Below are 18,458 nucleotides of genomic sequence, written 5' to 3'. Positions count from 1 at the left end.
GCCATCTTGTGGCCGGCCGGGCGGCGGCGATGGCCCAGACCCTGCCCGAAGCAGGAGAGACGCGCCCATGACCAGTGCCCCTGCATCCGAGCTGCCGCCCGCCCGCCTGCGCCAAGCCCATGCCTTCTGCACTCTGTTCGCGAAGGTCAATGCCCGGCACTTCTACTACGCATTCCGGTTCATGCGCAAGGAACAGCGGCGGGCCATCCATGCCGTCTACGCATTCTGTCAGAAGGCGGACCAGTTGATGGACCTCGAGCCGGATGCGGCCGAGAAGCGGCTCCGGCTGGCGGAAAGGCGGGCTGAGCTGGACTGGCTGGAGGGCTTGCTCGCCGGCTCTCGCCGGGATCTCCCCACCGATCCCATTCTCCTCGCCCTGCTGGACAGCCTGCAACGTCGGCCCCTCCCGCTGGACTTGTTCCGATCCTTGCTCGATGGGTTGGAAATGGACCTGGAACGGCGCTCCTATGCCAACATGGACGAGCTGGAGAACTACTGCTGGCATGTCGCCTCCACTGTCGGGCGGATGGTCATCGGCATCCTGGGCAGCCGGGAGCCTCAGGCCAGGCTGTTTGCCGATCGTCTGGGACTGGCCATGCAGTTGACGAACATCGCGCGGGATGTGCGCGAGGACGCCCGCGACGGCCGGGTCTACTTGCCGGAGGATCTTCTCTCCCGCCACGGACTGCGGCGGGAGGATATCCTGGCGGAGCGGGACGGGCAGGCGGTGCGGGACCTCCTGCGCGAATTGTGCGTGGCGGCGGAGGCCCGCTATGAGGAGGCCATGTCTCATCTGCCCCGGAACGAACGGAACTTGCTGAAGCCGGCCCTGGTCATGGCCGGACTCTACCGCCCGATCCTGGGGGAGCTGGCCCGGCGCGCCTACAATCCCTTTCTGGGCAAGGTGGGCTATCCCATCTGGCGAAAGATGGTGATAGCCATCAAGATCATCCTCTCATGACAAGCATTCGGACAGATGTGGCCATTGCCGGCGGCGGGTTGGCCGGCATGAGTCTGGCGCTTGACCTGGCGCGGGCTGGCCGGCGCGTCGCCCTGATGGAGCGGCGGGCCGGGCTGGGTGGGGCCGTCCACACGATGCCCGGAGGTGTTGACAACAGTGTCCACCTCATGTTGGCGGCCTGTTCACGCTGCTTGGCCCGGCTGGAAGAACTTGGCTCCCGCCATCTGCTGGTGGAGTTGGATCCCTGGGCCGTGGTCCAGGATGGACACAGGCGTTTGCGCTTGCCCATGGGGGCTCCCCTGCGCGTCATGCCGGCGGCGGCCCGTTCGCTGGGGATTGGTCGGACACTGGGCCTGCTCGGCAACCTGGCCCTGCTGATGGGACATCAGGCCCGACCTGGCGAGAGAGCGGCACAAGTCCTTGCCCGCAGTGGGGTCCGGGCGGGGGGCGGCGCCGAGCGCTTCTGGCGCGAGTGGGCGCTCAGCATTTTCAATGCGCCGACGGAGCTGGTGGATGGGGCGCTCTTCCTGCGCACGATGCGCCTGCTCTTCGCCAACCCACGCCTTCAACGCCCCTTTGCCGCCGCCCATACGCTGGAGGAGCTTTGGATTGGACCATTCCGCCGTCGGCTGGACGAGCAGGGCGTACGCCTGCTGACGGGCTGTCCGCTGCGTGCCGTGGTGCGGGATGCACATCGCGTCCTCGCCTTTGTTGGACCCGGACACCGGGTGGAGGCTGACCACTTCGTGTGGGCGGGACCGCCCGACGGACTTCGCACAGTGGATGGTCTGGCCGACGTGGCCCCGGCCATGCCTCCGCGCAGCGAAGGGCGCCACATCGTCAACTTCAGGCTGGCGGCGCGGGGACGCTTTGCCTCGGGCGGCCTGATGGGTTGGTTCGGCCGGCCCTTTCAGTGGATCTTCCCTGGTCCCGGAGGAGAGGTGGTGCTGGTGGGCAGTGGTTGGACGGACGAGGATCTCGCCCATCGGGCGAGGATGGAGCAACTCGTGCCGGAGCTTCTAGCCAGTCATGGCTTTGATTCCCTGGGAGGGGGGCGCTGGGTGGTGCAGCGACATGCCACGCCCATGCCCACGCCGGCCTTCGAGGCTGCTCGCCCGGGTCCTCGCAGCTCGTTGGTCAACGTGTGGTGGAGCGGTGCCTGGCTGGACACCGGCCTCCCACAATCCATGGAGTCGGCGCTGGCCGGGGCGGAATTGACTTTCCGAATCCTGCAGGACAAGTGAAACGCCCATCGCCCCATCGTGTCTGTGTCAGGTTTTCGGAGGAAGAATCATGAAACACCTCACCTTCCTGCTGGTTGTCGTTCTTCTCTCCTGCACCAGCCGGGCCGCGGAGCATGCTTTCCTGGGGATCGTCCCTGAGAAGTCCGTGCCAGTCAATGCCCAGGGCTTCAGTGGAGCCGGCCTTCTGATCAAGCAAGTGGTGGCCAAAGGCCCCGCCGCTGAAGTAGGGATCAAAGGCGGCGACATTCTGACGCACTTCAATGGCAAGCCCATCGAGGACGGCGATGACCTTTCCTTCTTCCTGCGCCGTTCGAAGCCGGGGGACAAGGTGAGCCTGGATTGGATCAGGGGTGACAGTCGTCAGAAGGGCGATGTCCGGCTGGGCGCCCGCGACGAACCCGAATTGCGGGCCAAGGCGGTGGCCCAGTTGGGCAAGGCCATGGGCAACACGGCGTATCTCGGCATCGGGAGTCTATCCATCAACAACAACCTCTTGACCTACTTCGGAGTGAAGGAGAACCACGGCATCCTCATCGATGCTGTGGTCAAAGGTTCGCCGGCGGACAAGGCAGGGCTGAAAGTGGGGGACGTCCTGGTCTCGCTGGATGGCCGCGCCGTGGACAGCCCGGGACGACTGCGCCGATTGCTGCAGGATTACCGGCCAGGCGCCAAGGCCCGCCTGGAACTGGTGCGCAACCGCCAGGTCCTGCAGGTTGATCTCGTCATCGGCAGCCGTGAGCAATCCAGTCTCGACCCGTTGGAAAGCCCCCGATTGCCGAAATTGCGCGGCATGCCGGAGATGCCGGACTGGCCGGAACTGCCTTCTGTTGATGTCCTGGGCGACCTGCCCGGCCGGGTGGCGGTCGACTCTACCCTGAACCTGTTGCGGCGCCTGATCGGACCGCCCCTGGCTTTGCTGGAGAGATGACGCTTCATGAACAAGGGCCTATTGACTATCGCGCTGGCCACGGCGATCCTGCTGATCCACCATCCCTTGCCAGCCTCCCCGCCCCTTACGCTGGATCCTGGGCACGCCTACACCTTTGACGAACTGCTGGCCCTGGGCCAGGCCCACAACACCGGTCTGCGCGAGAGCGCCCTGGCGGTGGAAGGGCTGCAGTGGGAGCGGCTGGAGGCCTGGGGCCGCCTCATGCCGACCCTGACGGCAGGGTCTTCCTATGGTCGCTCCGAGCGCAATGTCATCACCTACGAGGACGCCAACGGGGAAGTGAAGGAATTGCCCGACGCCCAGACCTACCGCGCCACGAGCAGTCATCTCAGTTTGAACCTGCGGCAGACCCTCTTCGCCGGATTCGCCAACACGGCCGCCGTGCGCCGCGCACTGTTGGCCCGGCAGGACGTGTTGGGGGAAGATTCGCGCCAGCAGCAGCAGTTCCGCCATGACTTGAGCAAGACCGCCCATGCCGTCTTGGCCTCCCAGTCGCGCCAGGCCACGGAGCAGACCTTGCTCGAGGACCGGCTGCGCCAGCTGGAGCTGGCCCGCATGCGCCTGCAGGTGGGCAAGGGAACAGAGCTGGAAGTCCTTCAGATGGAAATCGACGTGGGCCGCCAGCAAGTGAACGTGGCTGCCGCCGATCAGGATCTGCGCAGCAGTTGGGATGCCTTGTCACTGCTCCTGGGCGCCGAGCCCGGCCCCCCGGGACGGCTGGAGATGGACTTCGAGGTGTTTCAGCCCGCCTGGCGCCAGGAGGCGCTGATCAACGAGGCCCTCGACTCCCGCGAAGAGGTCCAGCGTGGCCGGCGATCCCTGGAGCAGGCCCGCCTCCAGACGGTGGAAGCCCGCGCCGGCTTCATGCCCAGCCTCAACCTGCAGCTGGGCCACTCCCGCAGCGAGCAGCGCTCGGAACCGGAGGCCTGGAAGCCTTTTCCCCGCAATTACGACAACAGCGCCGCTCTTTCACTTCAGCTCCCTCTCTTCCAAGGGTTCGCGACGGTCAACGCCTGGCAGAGCAGCCGCATCAACGAGCGGCGCCTTGCCCTGGCGCACGACCAGCTCGAACGCGAAGTGCGTGCCCAGATCCGCGAGGCCGTGCTGCGCCTGGAGGCCGCCTGGTCGCAGAGTCGGATGACGGAATCGAACCTGGAACTGGCACGCCGCAGCCTGGCCCTGGAACGGGAACGCTACCGGCTGGGCCTCGCCTCGCTGTTGCAGGTGCAGAGCGCCGAGGCCACCTGGCACCAGGCGGAGAACGATCATCTGGCCCAGCGACTGGCTTTCCGCGACCGTCTCGCCGAGTTGGAACTGGCCGTCGGCCGAGACCTGACGCGCTGATTCAGTCCGACTGCCTGCCCGCCACAGAGGCAGATGCGCGATCATTACCTTCGGCGCGAAAGCAGCTGAAAGCGGAAAGCGGTCCCGCCATGCCGGTCTGCCTGGCCATCGACACCTCCACCCGCCAAACCGGACTGGCCCTAGCCGTGGACGGCCTGCTGGAGCTGCGCCGCTTCGCTCCACCGCGCAACGCCGGCCAATGGCTCCTGCCGGCGGTGGCCGACATGCTGGAAGCCTACGGACTGAAGGCGGAGCAACTGGATCTCATCGTGTTGGCCAATGGCCCGGGATCCTTCACCGGGCTGCGCATCGGATTGGCCAGCGCCAAGGGACTGGCCCTCGGCGGCGGCGCGGCCCTGGTCCCCGTCTCCACCCTTGAAGTGCTGGCCTGGCAGGCGCCCACCCGCCAGGGCCATGTTCTTCCCCTGGTGGAGGCACGTCGCGGGGAGGTGTTCACGGCCGCCTGGCGTCGCCGGGGCGAAACACTCGCCCAGACGACGGCGCCCTGCCGCAAGGAGATCGCCACGCTGCTGGCGGAAGCCCCCGACGACACCTTGTTCATCGGTCCGGCCTTGCTGGTCCAACGGGAGGCCTTTCTGGCCACCGGCCGACATCTGGAGCTGGCCCCCGACCCGGACTGCCTCCTCTCGCTTCCCTGGCTGGTGGAACTGGGCTTGCGCCGGTGGGAGCGCCTGGGCGGCGAGGATCCAGTCAGCCTGGAACCGGACTATCTCTTCGAGTTCCAACCCACACCCGGAAAGGCCCGCGCGTGACAGAAGTCTGGAGGATCATCCTGCCCGGCTGGCGGGATCTGCTCGACATCGCCATCGTGGGCGTGCTGTTCTACCAAGTCTGGCGCCTGATGCGCGGCACGCGCGCCGTGCCCATGTTCCTGGGCCTGCTCCTCATCCTTTTCACCTATGTGGTCGTGCAGCTGATGGAGCTGGACCTCATCTCGCTCATCTTCAAGGAGTTCGCCACCGTCTGGGCCATTGCCATTGTCATCCTCTTCCAGCCGGAGCTGCGCCGCTTCCTCATCCATTTCGGCAACTCACCGCTCTTGGCGCGCCTCTTTCCCATTCGCGCCACCGGCTTGGTGGAGGAGATCGCCAAGGCCGCCGCCGACCTGAGTCGCCGGCAGTACGGCGGACTCTTCGTCATCACGCGGGAAGTGGGCCTGCGCGCCGTGCAGGAGACCGGCGTCCGCCTGCAGGCGGAGCTCAGCCGCGAGCTGCTCGTCTCGATCTTCTTCCCTCGCACGCCTCTTCACGATGGTGCCGTCATCATCACAGGCACGCTCATCCAGGCCGCCAAGTGCATCCTGCCCCTCTCCACCAGCCCCACGATCGATGGCCTGGGCACCCGCCACCGGGCCGCGGTGGGCATCAGCGAGGAATCCGACGCCGTGGTGGTGGTGGTCTCGGAGGAGACGGGGCACATCCGGGTGGCGGTGGGTGGGCGCCTGTGGTCCATCCGCGACGAGGCCCATCTTGCCATCACGCTCAAACGGCTCTTCAGCAAGGGGCACCGTCGCGAGAAGTTGGCGGGCGAGTCGTCGCCCGCGCTAGCCGAGGACTGAGCGCGGCCGTGGCTCCAGCATGGTGCCACGGCAGTCAGGGGCGCCGCAGCGGCAGGAGTAGCGGGTCTCGACCTTGCGCGATCGCCGCCCCGGAAGCTGCAGGCGATAGTCGTAGGTCAGCTCCTCGCCTTCCCCGATGGTGCGCAGGGCGCGGATGAAGATGCGCCCCTCATCCTCCACCGCCTCGCAGTTTGGCGCGCAGGAGTGGTTGACGAAGCGCGCATCGCTGCCGCCGGAACCTCCGTCGATCACCGTTTCATCGTCCACGGCGAAGAGCACGACATGGGCCCGGGGGCGCGCGTCGTCATCGTAGCGCCGGACGGCCTCCTCCTGGCTGATGCGCTCCCCCGTGTACTCCAGCACCTTCGTGCCGCGACGGATGGTGCGCAGGGCGAAGACGCCCCGTCCCTGGATGCGGGAGCGACGGACCTGGCAATGGGGCGGGCGGGAAGAGGCGGGGACGGACACGGCTGCTCCTGTCTGGATGGGATGCCTTGGGCTGAACGGCGCTGAAGTTAGCAAGCGCCGGACGGGACGCGCATCCTCAGGTCCGCGCCGATCGTGGCAGCGTGAAGGGGCGGCCATCCGGCGGCCAGGGGCCGCGCACCATCAGCCAGGAAGGGCCATCGTGTTCAAGCAGGCGGGCGACAGGTTTCGCCCTGGGTGCGAATTGGTCAGGCGCAAAGTTGAACTCCACCATGGACACCGGCCAGGGCAAGGCGGCAAGCAAGGCTGGCCAGGAAGGCGGCTTGGGCGCCACCACATCGAAGAGGCGCAGCAGGTCTCCCTCATGTTCCAGGCAGAGCAGGGCATCCAACTCCTCCACGTACCAGAGCGGCCGGCGGCTCTCGTTGAAGAGGAGGATGGCCGCTTGCGGCCCCACTCCGACCACCCGCGAGACGGGCTGGCGCGTCGTCGACAGGCGATGGAGCAGGGCGAGATCCACCGCCTGGGCGGGATCCAGCCGCCGGGAGCGACCGCCTCCGCCGTGTCGGCAGGGCAGGCGGAAAGCGTGTTCCGGCACGTGGCGGAAGCCAAAGGGCGTGAAGTACTCCGGGTGTTCGGTGGTCAGCACCAGGATCTCGTGGCGGGAGGCGGCATGGGCCAGCAGCTCGGTCATGACCCGTCGGAAAAGGCCCTTGCCGCGATGGTCCGGGCGGGTGGCCACGGCGTGCAGGGTGCCGGCCGCCACCGGTTGGCCCATGAGCACCAGGGGCAACTCGATCAGACCGACATGGGAGAGCACGACGCCGTCTGCACAGACCACGAAGGGAGTCGAGACATCCTCCCAGGACGCACCCAGCTGGCGGATCGCCGCCGCGCCGGCCGCCAGTCCGGGGAACACCAGATCCAACAGATTGAAGAGGGCGGGGGCCAGGTCGGGTTGCTGTTGGAAGGAGGCAGGCACGGGATCTCCAGCTTTCAGATGAACAGGGTGAAGGCCAGGCCCACGGCCAGGGCGGCGCTGATGGACAGCAGGGTGCCGATCAGGACGTACTCGGCGAAGGCCCGCTCATCCATGTCGCGGTAGCGGGCGAAGGCTTTGGCCGCAAGCAGCAGGCCCAGCCCGGAGAGGGTGCCGCTCAGGGCCATCAGGCAGACAAGACCGCGTTCCAGCCGGCCGATCATGCGTCCGCGGGCGGGTTCGGGCGAAGGGCCCGCCGCCGTGACGGCGGCCGGCAGCAGGTCGATCCGCTTCAAGAAAAAGGCGACGGGGTGGTTGGCCTCCATCACGGCCAGCCACAGCGCGGCGGCCGTCACCAGCAGGCGGTGGCCGGTATCGGGCGGAAGCGCGGAGAGCAGTGCATTGCTCGCGGCCCAATGGTCCAGCGCCCTGGCCAGGGCGACGCGCGGGTGGCCGACCATGGCGGCCTCGCCCGCCACCAGGGCCAGCAGGAGGAGGGCCAGGGCCAGGGACAGGGTCCGGGCCAGGTGGGGATTGGCCAAGCGCCGCAACAGGAGGATGTGGGCCGCTTGCGCCGCCAGCAGCATGGTCCAGACGGCCACGGGCGCCGGCAGGTCGAGCAGGAGGGCGGCCAGGAGCATCTGGACGAGCACAAGCGCAATCTGGGCGCCCCACCCGCGGAGGCCTGGACGGGGCGCCCAGGCGTGCCGGGTGACCAGCGCGACCAGCAGGAGAAGCAGGAAGGCGTCCGTGCTCATGGCCTCTCTCCATCGTCCGGACAGGCAAGGAATCGCTCGTCCAGATCCTGCGCCGCCTGCTGCAGCAGACGGCGGACTTCCGGCAAGTGCCGCCCCGCCTGGTGCTTGTACACGCCCCGCGTGCTGAGGCCCAGGCCCTGGGCGATCTCATCCACGGACTGGCCGGAGGCGAGACGGCCGAGGATGGCGTGGGTGCCCGGCTTCCAACCCTCCATCATGCCCGCCAGCAGGGAGAGGGCGGCGTTGGCCAGGGCGGGCGCGGGCCGCCCCACCCCCGTTGCCTGGATCACCGTGCGACGCTGGGACTTGAGGCGGGTGAGCAGCTCCCGCGCGGCGATGAAGGCTGGACCGTCCATGGCCAGGGCGGCCTTGGGATTGATGTCGGTGCTGAGGGGGCCCGCCGCCAGGGCGAAGCGGGCCGCCACGGGAGCGATCCGGCTGAGCAGGACGGGCAGCCAGGGCAGGATGCCGTGGAAGGAGCGGAACAGCGCCTGGAACTCGTCCCCCAGGGTGATCGTGCCGGGAGAGAGCAATTCGGAGCCGGCGAGGACGTCCAGCTCCTGCAGGGAACCGGCCAGTCTTCGCTGGAAATCGGCCCGATCCGGGATGACCCGGGAGCGGACCAGATCGGCGATCATCACCACGACGGTCATGTTCGACTGTACCAAAACAGTGCATTAGAAGCAAGATGAACTTAATAGGTGCAGGTAATGTGATTTGAACCGAATAAGTTCATTTCACGCCGCCGCGAAAGAGAGTCATGGCCGTCCCGATGAGAGAGGAGACCTCCGTCATGTTGCCGGGAACGATCATGGTGTTGTTGGTCTTGGCCAGCTGGCCGTATGCGTCCACCGCCTTCTCCGCCACCTTCAACTGCACGGCCTGCTCGCCGCCCGGCTGGCGGATGGCCTCGGCGATCTTGCGGATGGCGTCCGCGGTGGCTTCCGCCACCGTGGTGATGGCGGCGGCCTCGCCCTGGGCCATGTTGATCTCCGCCTGCTTCTCGCCCTCGGAGCGCGCGATGGCCGCCTCCCGCTCACCGGTGGCGATGTTGATCTGCTCCTGGCGCCGGCCCTCGGAGGCGGCGATGAGGGCGCGTTTCTCGCGCTCGGCGGTGATCTGGGCCTGCATGGAGCGCAGGATCTCGGCCGGCGGGGTGAGGTCCTTGATCTCGTAGCGCAGCACCTTGACGCCCCAGTTGAGGGCGGCTTCGTCCAGGGCCTGCACCACGGAGGCATTGATGGCGTCGCGCTCCTCGAAGGTCTTGTCCAGCTCCATGCGCCCGATCACGCTGCGCAGGGTGGTCTGGGCCAGCTGGCTGATCGCCACCACGTAATTGCTGGCGCCGTAGCTGGCGCGCATGGGGTCCGTCACCTGGAAATAGAGGATGCCATCCACGGTGAGCTGCGTGTTGTCCCGCGTGATGCAGACCTGGCTGGGCACGTCCAGCGGGATCTCCTTGAGCAGGTGGCGATAGGCCACCCGGTCGATGAAGGGAAGAAGGAAGCTGAGGCCGGGCGAGAGCACCACGTGGAACTTGCCCAGGCGTTCCACCACGAAAGCGTGCTGCTGAGGCACCACCTTGATGGCGCTCATGATGAAAATGCCGGCGATGACCAGCAGAAGCAGGGCGATGGTCTCCATGACGACTCCGGATTTGGCGGTGGCTATTTCTCAAGCAGCAGGCAACTGCCGTCGATCTTGCGGATGACGTGTTCACCCGGCGCGGGTTCTCCCGGGCCGGCCCAGCGGGCGGCCCAGCTGGCACCGCGGTGCTGGACGCGCGCCGTGCCGTCCTCCTCCCAGCGATCGACCCGGACCCGGGAGCCGATGTCGAGGAGCATGTTGCGATCCTCCTGGACGCCGGGGGCGGGCGGTTGCCGGCGACGATGCAAGTACCAGAGGAAGACGGCGCCACCACCCACGACGGCGGCGGCCAGCATCTGCCCGATGCTGGCCAGGCCCAGGTGGGCGGCCAGGGCGGCCGCCACGGCACCCAGGGCCAGCATGAGCAGGTAGAAGGTGCCGGTGGCCAACTCCACCGCCACCAGCAAGGCGGCGGCGATCCACCAAAAGACGGCTCCACTCTGGATCATGGCGGTTCTCCCTTGCTGATGGTGAGGACCTGGCGGGGGTGCCAGCGCATCCCAGGTGGGAAGGCGCCATCCAGCATACGCCGATTCCGGCCAGGAGTCAAGGAGTTCGTGCTCGGCGGGGCGGGGCGGTGGGGATCCAATCGATCACCGTGCCGCCACCTTCCTCGTAGAAGGGGCTGACCAGCCAGTTGCGGCCGCCGTGGCGCAACACTCGAAAATCCCGGACACGGAACTTCCTGCCTGTGTGGATGTCCTCCCGCCAGGCGCTGAGCCGGGGCACGGGCCGGAACAGGTAGAGCAGCCTCAGCACCTCCTCCCGCCGATCATCGGGGATGATGTACTCCTCGAATCGGACCTGTCCGATGGTGAGCCGTCGGGTGGGAAAGGGCAGGCGTTCGACGTGCGGATCATGGCTCATGGCGTGTGTTCCTCCGGTTGTTGGTGGGGAGAACGCCGGCGGCGGCCCGAGGTGCCGGCCATCCGGTCAAGAACACCACCCCGGCGCGGACCGCGTTCGCAAGGCGGGACAGATGTCCACACAAGCGGCGCGGATCGGCCCGAATGTCATGCCGGTGGATCGTCCAGCCATTGTTCCCCGGCTCTTGCTTCCCGACCTTGGTGCAAATCAACCGACAGGATGCCCTCAACGTGAACCGCGGCGCACGAGCCATTTTCGGCTGGGTGATGTATGACTTCGCCAACAGCGCCTATGCCGTGGTCATCCTGGCGGTCATCTTCAATGCCTACTTCGCACAGGAGGTGGCGGGCGGCGCGGCCGGGACCACCTTCCACCTGCTGGGCCACAGCTTCGCCATTCCCGGTGCCAGCATTTTCAGCTTCGTCAATGCGCTGGCCATGGGCCTGGTGGGCCTCGCCTCCCCCGTGCTGGGCGCCCTGGCCGACTACAGCGGGCGCAAGCGGCGCTACCTGTCCTGGGCCTGGCTGGGCGGCGTGGCCAGCACGGCGGCCCTCGTCTGGGTGGGGCCGGGCGACCTGTGGCTGGCCACCCTGCTCTTCGTGGTCAGCAGCGTGGGATTCAGCGCCGGATCCGTCTTCTACGACGCCTTCCTGCCGGAGCTGGGCGACAGCCGGCTGGCGGGCCGCATCTCGGGGGCGGGCTACGCCGCGGGATACCTGGGCGGGGGCTTGCTCCTCGTCGTCATCCTGCTGCTCAAACAGCAGTGGCCGGGCTTCGACTACCGCCACAGCTTTCCCCTCACCGCCCTCTGGTGGCTGGTCTTCGCCCTGCCCACCATGCTGTGGCTGAAGGACCGGCCCGTGGAGATCCCGGCCGGGCGGCTGGGCGGCTACCTCAAGATCGGCCTGCGGCGCGTGCGCCGCACCCTGGCCCATTTCCGCGAGCTGTCCGTGCTGGAGCGCTTCCTCCTGGCCAACCTCATCTATTCGACGGGCATCGAGAGCGTGATCCGCCTCGCCTCCATCTTCGGCGCCCTGGAACTGGGCATGGCCCAGGGTGAACTCGTGCTCTTCTTCCTGGTCATCCAGGGCACGGCCCTGGTCGGCGCCATGGCCTTCGGCTGGGCGGCGGACCGCTTCACGCGCCGTGGCGCCTTGCTGGCCACGCTGGGCATCTGGGTGCTCACGCTGCTCTGGGCTTGGCAACTGGGCTTGTTCGGGAACGCCCTGCGCGAGTTCTGGCTGGTGGGCGTGCTGGCCGGCCTGGCCATGGGCGGCAGCCAGGGCGTTTCCCGGGCGCTGCAGAGCATCCTGCTGCCGGCCGGCATGGAGAACGAGTTCTTCGGCTTCTTCACACTGAGCGGGCGCCTGGCCAACATCCTGGGCATGGTCAGCTTCGGACTGGTCACCTGGATCACGGGGGACATGCGCCTGGGCATCGTCTCGCTGCTCTTCTTCTTCCTGGCGGGGATGGGCCTGCTTCTGCGCGTCAACGTGACCGAGGGGATCCGGCAGGCGGAGCGCTTCCGCCGGGCGATGGGAGGGTGAGCATGGAGCAGGCCCGGCAGCCGGTTCTGCGCGGAGAGCGCCTCATCCTGCGGGAACTGGTCCCGGCCGACACCCCCGCGCTCTTCCGGCTCATGTCCGATCCGGCTGTGATGCGCTACTGGAGTCGCACGCCCTTCACCGATGTGTGGGAGGCGGCGGAGCTGATCGAGGCCATCCGCCTCGACACGGCGGCCGGCGCGCTGTGGGAATGGGCGCTCGAGTCCAAGGAAGGGGACGGCCTGATCGGAACCTGCACCCTGCACCATCTCAACCCGCGGCACCGCCGCGCCGAGATCGGCTGCGCGCTGACGCCAGGACAATGGGGGCACGGCTTGATGAGGGAGGCGATGGCCTTGGTCATCACCCACACCTTTGCCGACCCGGCCAGCGGGGGCCTTGGCCTGGAGCGCATCGAGGCGGACACCGACCCGCGCAACACCGCCACCCTCTCCCTGCTCAAGCGGCTGGGCTTCCGGGCGGAGGGTCTCCTGCGCCGGCGCTGGTGTGTGGCGGGAGCCTGGTCGGACAGCGCCATTTTCGGGCTGCTGCGCGCGGAGTGGACGGAGGCGGGCGCCAGGGACCTCCATCCCGGTCTTCCCCCGGGCAAGGGGCGGGAGTAGGAATGGCACAGAACACCTGGACCCGCCGCCGCCGCGAGAAGCGCAAGCGCGAGGAGCAGGACCGGCACGAGGAGCGCCGCGAGCAGCGCCGCGCCAGCCTGATGGAGCAGGGCCACGTCCTGGGCCTGGAGGAGGCCGAGGAGCAGAGCGACCAGGCCCTCCATCGCACCGTGCGCAGCGGCTCCCGCCGCGGTGTCGAGGGCGGGGAGGGCGCGGCCGGCCTAGTCGAGGCGTTGGTCGTCCACTACCGGCGCAACCACTACGAGCTGCGCCTGGCAGATGGCCGCACCGTGGCGGGCGCCAGCCGCTCCACGACGCGCACGCCCCACCATGACGCCACCCTCATCGCCGTGGGCGACCGCGTGCTGGTGAACGTGGCGGAGGGGGTCATCGCGGAGGTGCTGGCCCGCCGCAACCGCATCAGCCGCGCCTCGAAGATCCACCGCGAGGTGGAACAGGTGCTGGTGGCCAACGTGGACCAGATCCTGGTGGTGGCCTCGGTGCAGGACCCCTATCTCAAGCCCGGGCTCATCGACCGCTACCTGCTGTCCGCCGAGCGCTTCGGCATCCAGGCCCTGGTCTGCCTCAACAAGATCGACCTGGCACCGCCCGAAGCGTGGGAGGACGTGGCCGTCGCCTATCGCGAGGCGGGGCTGCGCGTGCTCGCCTGCTCGGCCACCGACGGCCGGGGGTTGGATGATCTGCGCGAGGCCCTGCGCGGCCGGGTGAGCGTGCTCTCGGGCCAGTCCGGCGTGGGCAAAAGCTCCCTGCTCAATGCCCTGGATCCAGACCTGCGCCTCCCCGTGGGCGAGGTGATGCGCCAGGCGCGCAAGGGCCGCCACACCACCACCCACTCGCGCCTGATCCCCTTCCGCTTCGGCGGCTACGTGGCCGACACGCCGGGCATCAAGGAATTCACCCTGTGGCGCATGACGCCGCAGGAGGTGGCGGCCCTCTACCCGGAGCTGCGGGAATGGGCGGCGAAATGCCGATTCAACGACTGCACACACACCCACGAGCCGGATTGCGCGGTGCTGGAGGCGGTGGACGCGGGCAGGGTCAACCCGCTGCGCTTCCGCACCTACCTGCAGATCGTGGAGAGCCTGCTAGAGGAGGGCGGATGAGCTACCATGTCTTCATCGTCGACGACGACCGGGAGACCCGGCGCCTGCTGGGCGAATTCGTCGGCGGGCTGGGCCATGAGGTCCACACCTTCGCCAACGGCCGCGAGGCGCTGGAGGGCGCCGCGGTCTGCACGCCGGACCTTGTGCTGCTGGACGTCAACCTGCCAGACATCTCCGGCATCGCCGTGCTGGAGAAGCTGCGCGCCATGCACGCCGCCCTTCATTGCGTCATGATCACGGGGGAGTTCAGCAGCAAGAACGTGGTGGAGTCCATGCGCCACGGCGCCTCCGACTTCCTCATCAAGCCCATCAACCTGGAACAGCTGCGCCTGGTGGTGGACAAGGTGCGGCGCGAGATCCGCGACCGCATGCAGATGGAGCTCCTGCAGAAACAGCAGGGGGACGGCCGCTTCTCCACCATCATCAGCACGTCCCACGCCATGAAGCGCGCCCTGGATGCCACCGCCAAGGTGGCCGCCTCCACGGCCAACACCGTGCTCATCCGGGGCGAGACGGGCACGGGCAAGGAGCTCTTCGCCCGCGCCCTCCATTTCAACTCGCCGCGCGCCACCGAGCCCTTCATCGAGGTGAACTGCTCGGCCATCCCGCCCCAACTGCTGGAGAGCGAGCTCTTCGGCCACGAGAAGGGCTCCTTCACCGACGCCAAGGAGCGCAAGATCGGCCTCCTCGAGCGCGCCCACGGCGGCACCTTCTTCCTTGACGAGATCGGTGACATGGACTTCAACCTGCAGGCCAAGATCCTGCGGGTGCTGGAGGAGCGGGCCGTGCGGCGGGTGGGCGGCGACCGCCTCATCCCCGTGGACATCCGCTTCGTGGCAGCCACCCACAAGAATCTGGACGACATGATCCAGCAGCACGTCTTCCGCGAGGACCTCTATTTTCGCCTGAGCGTGATCGTGCTGGACCTGCCGCCGCTGCGGGAGCGGGAGGAGGACGTGGCCGTGCTGGCCGAGTACTTCCTCAAGCGCTTCTGTCGGGAGCACGCCCGGACAATCAAGGGCTTCACGCCGCAGGCGTTGCAGGCCATGCGCTCCTATCCGTGGCCGGGCAATGTGCGGGAGCTGCGCAACGCGGTGGAGCGCGCCGTCCTCATCGAGGCCGACGACTGGGTCGACACGGAACACCTGCGGCTCTATCGGCGGCGCGCCACCCGCGAGGGCGGCAACGGTGACGGGGCGCCCCGCCAGCGCATCGGCTACGATTTCGAGATCCCGGAGAGCGGTTTCTCCCTGGACGAGTTCGAGCGGATCCTGCTGGCGCGGGCCATGAAGCAGACCCGCTACAATGTCTCGAAGGCGGCGCGCCTGCTTGGCCTCAGCCGCGAAACGATGCGCTACCGCATCAAGAAGCACGAGCTGTCCCTTGATTGAGCTGATCCGGCTTGCCGGCAAGCCGGCGGAGCGCTGATGCGGTCCCTTCTTCTCAGACTGCTGCTGCTGGTGGTGGATCTGCTCATCCTGGCGACCGCCCTGCTGGCCGGAATGACGCTGGCGCGGCCGGAGCTGGTGGCGGTGGCGGACGGCGCCGCCTGGGCCGCCGCCCTGCGCATCTTCCTGTTTCAATGTGTGTTGTGGATGATCCTTGCCTGGCAGGAGGGCCTCTTCCGACTGGATGTGCGGGATCCCTGGGACAGCTACTTCGCCGCCCTGCGCGCCCTGGCCCGTAGCGCCCTGCTCTTGGCGCTGCCCCTCTTCCTCTTCCGCCTGGCCCTGCCCGTCAACGGCCTCATCCTGGGCCTGCTGATCGCCCTGGCGCTGGTGCCCCTGGGCCGCGCCCTGCTCCAGTCCGCCCTCATCGGGCGTCTCTCGGCCCTGCGGCGGGCGCTCATCGCGGGCAACCCCCAGGGCCTGGGCCTCTTCTTCAGCCTTCCCAAGTGGGAACGCACCTGCCGGGCCCTGGGCGTGGTGGGCGTGCTGGAGCTGCCGGGCCAAGCGCCCGCGGCGGCGGCCTACCCGCTGCCGGTGATGGGTGGCCTGGACTCCCTGGCCGCGGTGGTGGCGCGGGATCACGTGCGGCAGCTGCTCATCTGCGCGCCGCGCCTGTCCCGTGACGAGCTGGGCGAGCTTCTGCGCCAGTCGGTGGGGCGCGTGCCCCAGCTCTACATCCTGCCAGACGTCGCCGTGCTGGACATCGCCGAGGTGGAGATCGGCCGGGTGGGCGGCCAGCCGGTCCTGCTCTTCAACCAGGGATTGCGCAGCCCTTTCAATGCGGGCCTCAAGCGCGCCGTGGACATTGTGGGCGCCCTGGTCGGCCTGGTGGTGCTGGGCCCCTTGATGGCGGCCATCTGGCTGGCCGTCAAACTGAGCAGCCCCGGCCCCGCCATCTACCGCCATCGCCGCTTCGGGGTGGGGATGAAGTACATTTTCCTCAACAAGTTCCGCACCATGGTGACCAACGCCGACGAGGTGCTGGAACGCCTCCTGGCCGCCGACCCGGCCGCCCGCGCCGAGTGGGAGGCCCAGTGCAAGTTGCGCCACGACCCGCGCATCACGCCGGTGGGGCGCGTGCTGCGCAAGTTCTCCCTGGACGAGCTGCCCCAGATCGTCAACGTGCTGCTGGGCGACATGTCACTGGTGGGGCCGCGGCCCATCAGCGAGGTGGAATTCGACAAGTACACGGTCTGGCAACAGAACCGCATGAGCGTGCGGCCGGGCCTGACCGGCCTGTGGCAGGTGAGCGGACGCGGCGACCTGGATTTCGACGACCGCGTCAAGCTGGACATGTACTACATCCGCAACTGGTCCATCTGGCTGGACTTTCGCATCATCCTCAAGACCCTGACCGTGCTGGTGTCCAAGGAGGGAGCCTATTAAGCACTGGCTGCCTGCTCGCTCGCCCGGCCTGCTGGATCCATCGGACACTTCTCGCCTTCTCTTCTGGTAAGCCCCGCTTTCCAGCATCCACTCAGCCCCAATTGGCGTTGGCAAGGCAGAGCTTGATCGCCATAAAAAATTATGGCGGAATTGCTGGTTTTGCCTTATGATGAGGCCGACGCTGTGCGCTTCGATTGGGATGACAACAAGGATGAGGCGAACCACGCCAAGCACGGGGTGTCCTTTGCGGAGGCCCAAATGGCCTTCCTGGATCCGCGGCGCGTGATTGCCCGGGACCTTGGCCACAGCCGGGATGAGGACCGCTTGTATTGCATCGGGCAAACCAAGCGGGGCATTCTCACGGTGAGATTCACGATACGTGATGAAGTGATCCGCATTATCGGCGCCGGGTTCTGGAGGAAGGGGAAGGCACTGTATGACTTCGAGAACCGTTTCCGGAGAGGAGCCGCGCGGGCGGCTTCAGGCCATCAGGGACTTTCTGCCACCGCCGGACGAGTTGGCCTTTCGCGAGGAGAGCGTCAAAGTCACCCTGGTGCTCAGCCGCGCCAGCGTCGACTTCTTCAAAGCCGAGGCCAGGAAGCACCACACCCAGTACCAGCGAATGATCCGGCGATTGCTGGACGCGTATCAGGCAGCCCATGCCGATGGCTCGTCCACGCAGGAGGAAGCGCCGCTTCAGGCTGGGGGGGAAGCCCGCAGTACACGCGAGGGGAGAGTGGCCACGGCCCGGTAGGCCTCGTGGATCTCCCCGGTGAAGCTCAACTCGCCCCCCTCGCGCAGGACGACCAGGTCGCCGCCCGCCATGCGCACCGTCACCGGCCAGCGCAGCGCCTCCTCCTCCTCGAGCAGCAGGCAACTGGCCACGGCCCCTGTGCCGCAGCCCCAGGTCTCGCCCTCGACCCCTTTCTCCCAGGCCCGCAGGTGGACCAGGTCGTCGCCCAGGCGGCGGGCGAACATGACGTTGACGCCCTCCGGCGCGTAGGCGGGATGGAAACGAAGCAGGGGGCCGACCTCGGCGATGGGGAATGCCTCCAGGTCGCCGGACACCGCGCAGACCAGATGGGGCACGCCCACCCGGATGAAGCCCAGCAAGAGGGCGCCACGCAGGAGGGGTGGCAGGCTGGCGTCGGCGGCGAGGGCTTTCTCGCCCAGGCCGCGCGCCTCGGGCGGACTCAGCCACAGGCGGCTGCGGTTGCCGGACTCCAGCCGGGCGCGCTGCAAACCGGCGCGGGTGCTGAAGGACAGCTCTTCACCGCGGCCCAGGCCCAGGCCGGCGGCGAAGCGGGCACAGGCGCGGGCCCCGTTGCCGCACATGCGGGCCTCGCTGCCGTCGGGGTTGAAAATGCGCATGCGGAAGTCGGCGGCGGGATCCTCCTCCACCAGCAGAAGGCCGTCGGCCCCGGCCCCCAGCCGCCGCTCGCAGAGCCAGCGGGCCAGCGGCGCCTCGCGCCCGTCGAAGCGCCGGTCGCGGTGGTCCACGGCGACGAAGTCGTTGCCGCAGGCGCTGAGCTTGGTGAAGAGAAGTTCCATGATTCCCCAAACGCTATCGCCATCGGGA

20 protein-coding genes and 1 pseudogene are annotated in these 18,458 nt (G+C 67.9%); 13 read left to right on the top strand and 8 right to left on the bottom strand.

Annotated features, from left to right (window positions below; translation table 11 throughout):
- Positions 1–67 precede the first annotated feature (67 nt).
- The 6 genes from Q8O14_14415 to cdaA all read left to right on the top strand — a co-directional run bounded on the left by Q8O14_14415 (position 68) and on the right by cdaA (position 6,077).
- Positions 68–961: a squalene/phytoene synthase family protein gene (locus Q8O14_14415; GenBank protein ID MDP2361920.1), complete on the top strand. Its 894-nt coding sequence runs from the start codon at positions 68–70 to the stop codon at positions 959–961.
- Positions 958–2,205, top strand: a complete 1,248-nt coding sequence (locus Q8O14_14410) for an FAD-dependent oxidoreductase (protein ID MDP2361919.1) — start codon at positions 958–960, stop codon at positions 2,203–2,205. Before Q8O14_14415 ends, Q8O14_14410 begins: the two co-directional genes overlap by 4 nt.
- 49 nt (positions 2,206–2,254) lie before the next feature.
- On the top strand, positions 2,255–3,133 hold the full coding sequence (locus Q8O14_14405) for a PDZ domain-containing protein (protein ID MDP2361918.1): 879 nt from the start codon (positions 2,255–2,257) through the stop codon (positions 3,131–3,133).
- A gap of 6 nt (positions 3,134–3,139) precedes the next feature.
- Positions 3,140–4,498 carry a TolC family protein gene (locus Q8O14_14400; protein ID MDP2361917.1) on the top strand — a complete coding sequence of 453 codons (1,359 nt, stop codon included), beginning with the start codon at positions 3,140–3,142 and terminating at the stop codon, positions 4,496–4,498.
- An 89-nt stretch (positions 4,499–4,587) separates the two neighbouring features.
- The gene (gene tsaB / locus Q8O14_14395) at positions 4,588–5,271 is read left to right on the top strand and encodes a tRNA (adenosine(37)-N6)-threonylcarbamoyltransferase complex dimerization subunit type 1 TsaB (GenBank protein MDP2361916.1); all 684 of its coding nucleotides are present in this window, start codon (positions 4,588–4,590) and stop codon (positions 5,269–5,271) included.
- A complete protein-coding gene (gene cdaA, locus Q8O14_14390) occupies positions 5,268–6,077 on the top strand; it encodes a diadenylate cyclase CdaA (protein MDP2361915.1) in 810 nt (269 codons plus the stop codon). The genes tsaB and cdaA overlap by 4 nt, the downstream gene beginning before the upstream one ends.
- Here cdaA and Q8O14_14385 read toward each other — a convergent pair.
- The 7 genes from Q8O14_14385 to Q8O14_14355 form a co-directional block, all read right to left on the bottom strand.
- Positions 6,063–6,545: an SET domain-containing protein-lysine N-methyltransferase gene (locus Q8O14_14385; protein MDP2361914.1), complete on the bottom strand. Its 483-nt coding sequence runs from the start codon at positions 6,543–6,545 to the stop codon at positions 6,063–6,065. The two genes, cdaA and Q8O14_14385, sit on opposite strands and share 15 nt — an antisense overlap.
- Before the next feature lie 76 nt (positions 6,546–6,621).
- Positions 6,622–7,485, bottom strand: coding sequence for a GNAT family N-acetyltransferase (locus tag Q8O14_14380; GenBank protein MDP2361913.1), 864 nt, complete (start codon positions 7,483–7,485; stop codon positions 6,622–6,624).
- A gap of 14 nt (positions 7,486–7,499) precedes the next feature.
- Positions 7,500–8,240 carry a hypothetical protein gene (locus tag Q8O14_14375; protein MDP2361912.1) on the bottom strand — a complete coding sequence of 247 codons (741 nt, stop codon included), beginning with the start codon at positions 8,238–8,240 and terminating at the stop codon, positions 7,500–7,502.
- Positions 8,237–8,893, bottom strand: a complete 657-nt coding sequence (locus Q8O14_14370; protein ID MDP2361911.1) for a SatD family protein — start codon at positions 8,891–8,893, stop codon at positions 8,237–8,239. Before Q8O14_14370 ends, Q8O14_14375 begins: the two co-directional genes overlap by 4 nt.
- A gap of 79 nt (positions 8,894–8,972) precedes the next feature.
- Positions 8,973–9,884, bottom strand: coding sequence for an SPFH domain-containing protein (locus Q8O14_14365; GenBank protein MDP2361910.1), 912 nt, complete (start codon positions 9,882–9,884; stop codon positions 8,973–8,975).
- 23 nt (positions 9,885–9,907) lie between these two features.
- On the bottom strand, positions 9,908–10,336 hold the full coding sequence (locus Q8O14_14360; protein MDP2361909.1) for an NfeD family protein: 429 nt from the start codon (positions 10,334–10,336) through the stop codon (positions 9,908–9,910).
- Between the two features lie 97 nt (positions 10,337–10,433).
- Positions 10,434–10,754, bottom strand: a complete 321-nt coding sequence (locus Q8O14_14355) for a hypothetical protein (GenBank protein ID MDP2361908.1) — start codon at positions 10,752–10,754, stop codon at positions 10,434–10,436.
- 230 nt (positions 10,755–10,984) lie between these two features.
- Between Q8O14_14355 and Q8O14_14350 the strand changes: the two genes are divergently transcribed.
- The 7 genes and pseudogenes from Q8O14_14350 (at position 10,985) to Q8O14_14320 (ending at position 17,633) form a co-directional block, all read left to right on the top strand.
- A complete protein-coding gene (locus Q8O14_14350; protein ID MDP2361907.1) occupies positions 10,985–12,301 on the top strand; it encodes an MFS transporter in 1,317 nt (438 codons plus the stop codon).
- A gap of 2 nt (positions 12,302–12,303) precedes the next feature.
- Complete coding sequence (locus tag Q8O14_14345) at positions 12,304–12,921, top strand: GNAT family N-acetyltransferase (protein MDP2361906.1); 618 nt, start codon at positions 12,304–12,306, stop codon at positions 12,919–12,921.
- Between the two features lie 2 nt (positions 12,922–12,923).
- Positions 12,924–14,045, top strand: coding sequence for a ribosome small subunit-dependent GTPase A (gene rsgA, locus Q8O14_14340; GenBank protein MDP2361905.1), 1,122 nt, complete (start codon positions 12,924–12,926; stop codon positions 14,043–14,045).
- Complete coding sequence (locus Q8O14_14335; protein MDP2361904.1) at positions 14,042–15,436, top strand: sigma-54 dependent transcriptional regulator; 1,395 nt, start codon at positions 14,042–14,044, stop codon at positions 15,434–15,436. Before rsgA ends, Q8O14_14335 begins: the two co-directional genes overlap by 4 nt.
- 36 nt (positions 15,437–15,472) lie before the next feature.
- A complete protein-coding gene (locus Q8O14_14330) occupies positions 15,473–16,879 on the top strand; it encodes an exopolysaccharide biosynthesis polyprenyl glycosylphosphotransferase (protein ID MDP2361903.1) in 1,407 nt (468 codons plus the stop codon).
- Positions 16,880–17,020: 141 nt separating this feature from the next.
- Positions 17,021–17,332, top strand: a pseudogene (locus Q8O14_14325) (BrnT family toxin).
- Positions 17,316–17,633, top strand: a complete 318-nt coding sequence (locus Q8O14_14320) for a CopG family transcriptional regulator (GenBank protein ID MDP2361902.1) — start codon at positions 17,316–17,318, stop codon at positions 17,631–17,633. Before Q8O14_14325 ends, Q8O14_14320 begins: the two are co-directional and overlap by 17 nt.
- Here Q8O14_14320 and dapF read toward each other — a convergent pair.
- The gene (dapF, locus tag Q8O14_14315; protein ID MDP2361901.1) at positions 17,576–18,430 is read right to left on the bottom strand and encodes a diaminopimelate epimerase; all 855 of its coding nucleotides are present in this window, start codon (positions 18,428–18,430) and stop codon (positions 17,576–17,578) included. The two genes, Q8O14_14320 and dapF, sit on opposite strands and share 58 nt — an antisense overlap.
- Between the last annotated feature and the right edge of the window lie 28 nt (positions 18,431–18,458).

It is taken from the genome of bacterium, from assembly GCA_030685015.1.
Classification (GTDB): Bacteria; CAIWAD01; CAIWAD01; order CAIWAD01; family CAIWAD01; genus CAIWAD01.
Note: the sequence above shows the minus strand (reverse complement) of the source record. Positions and strands in the feature narration are given on the sequence as shown.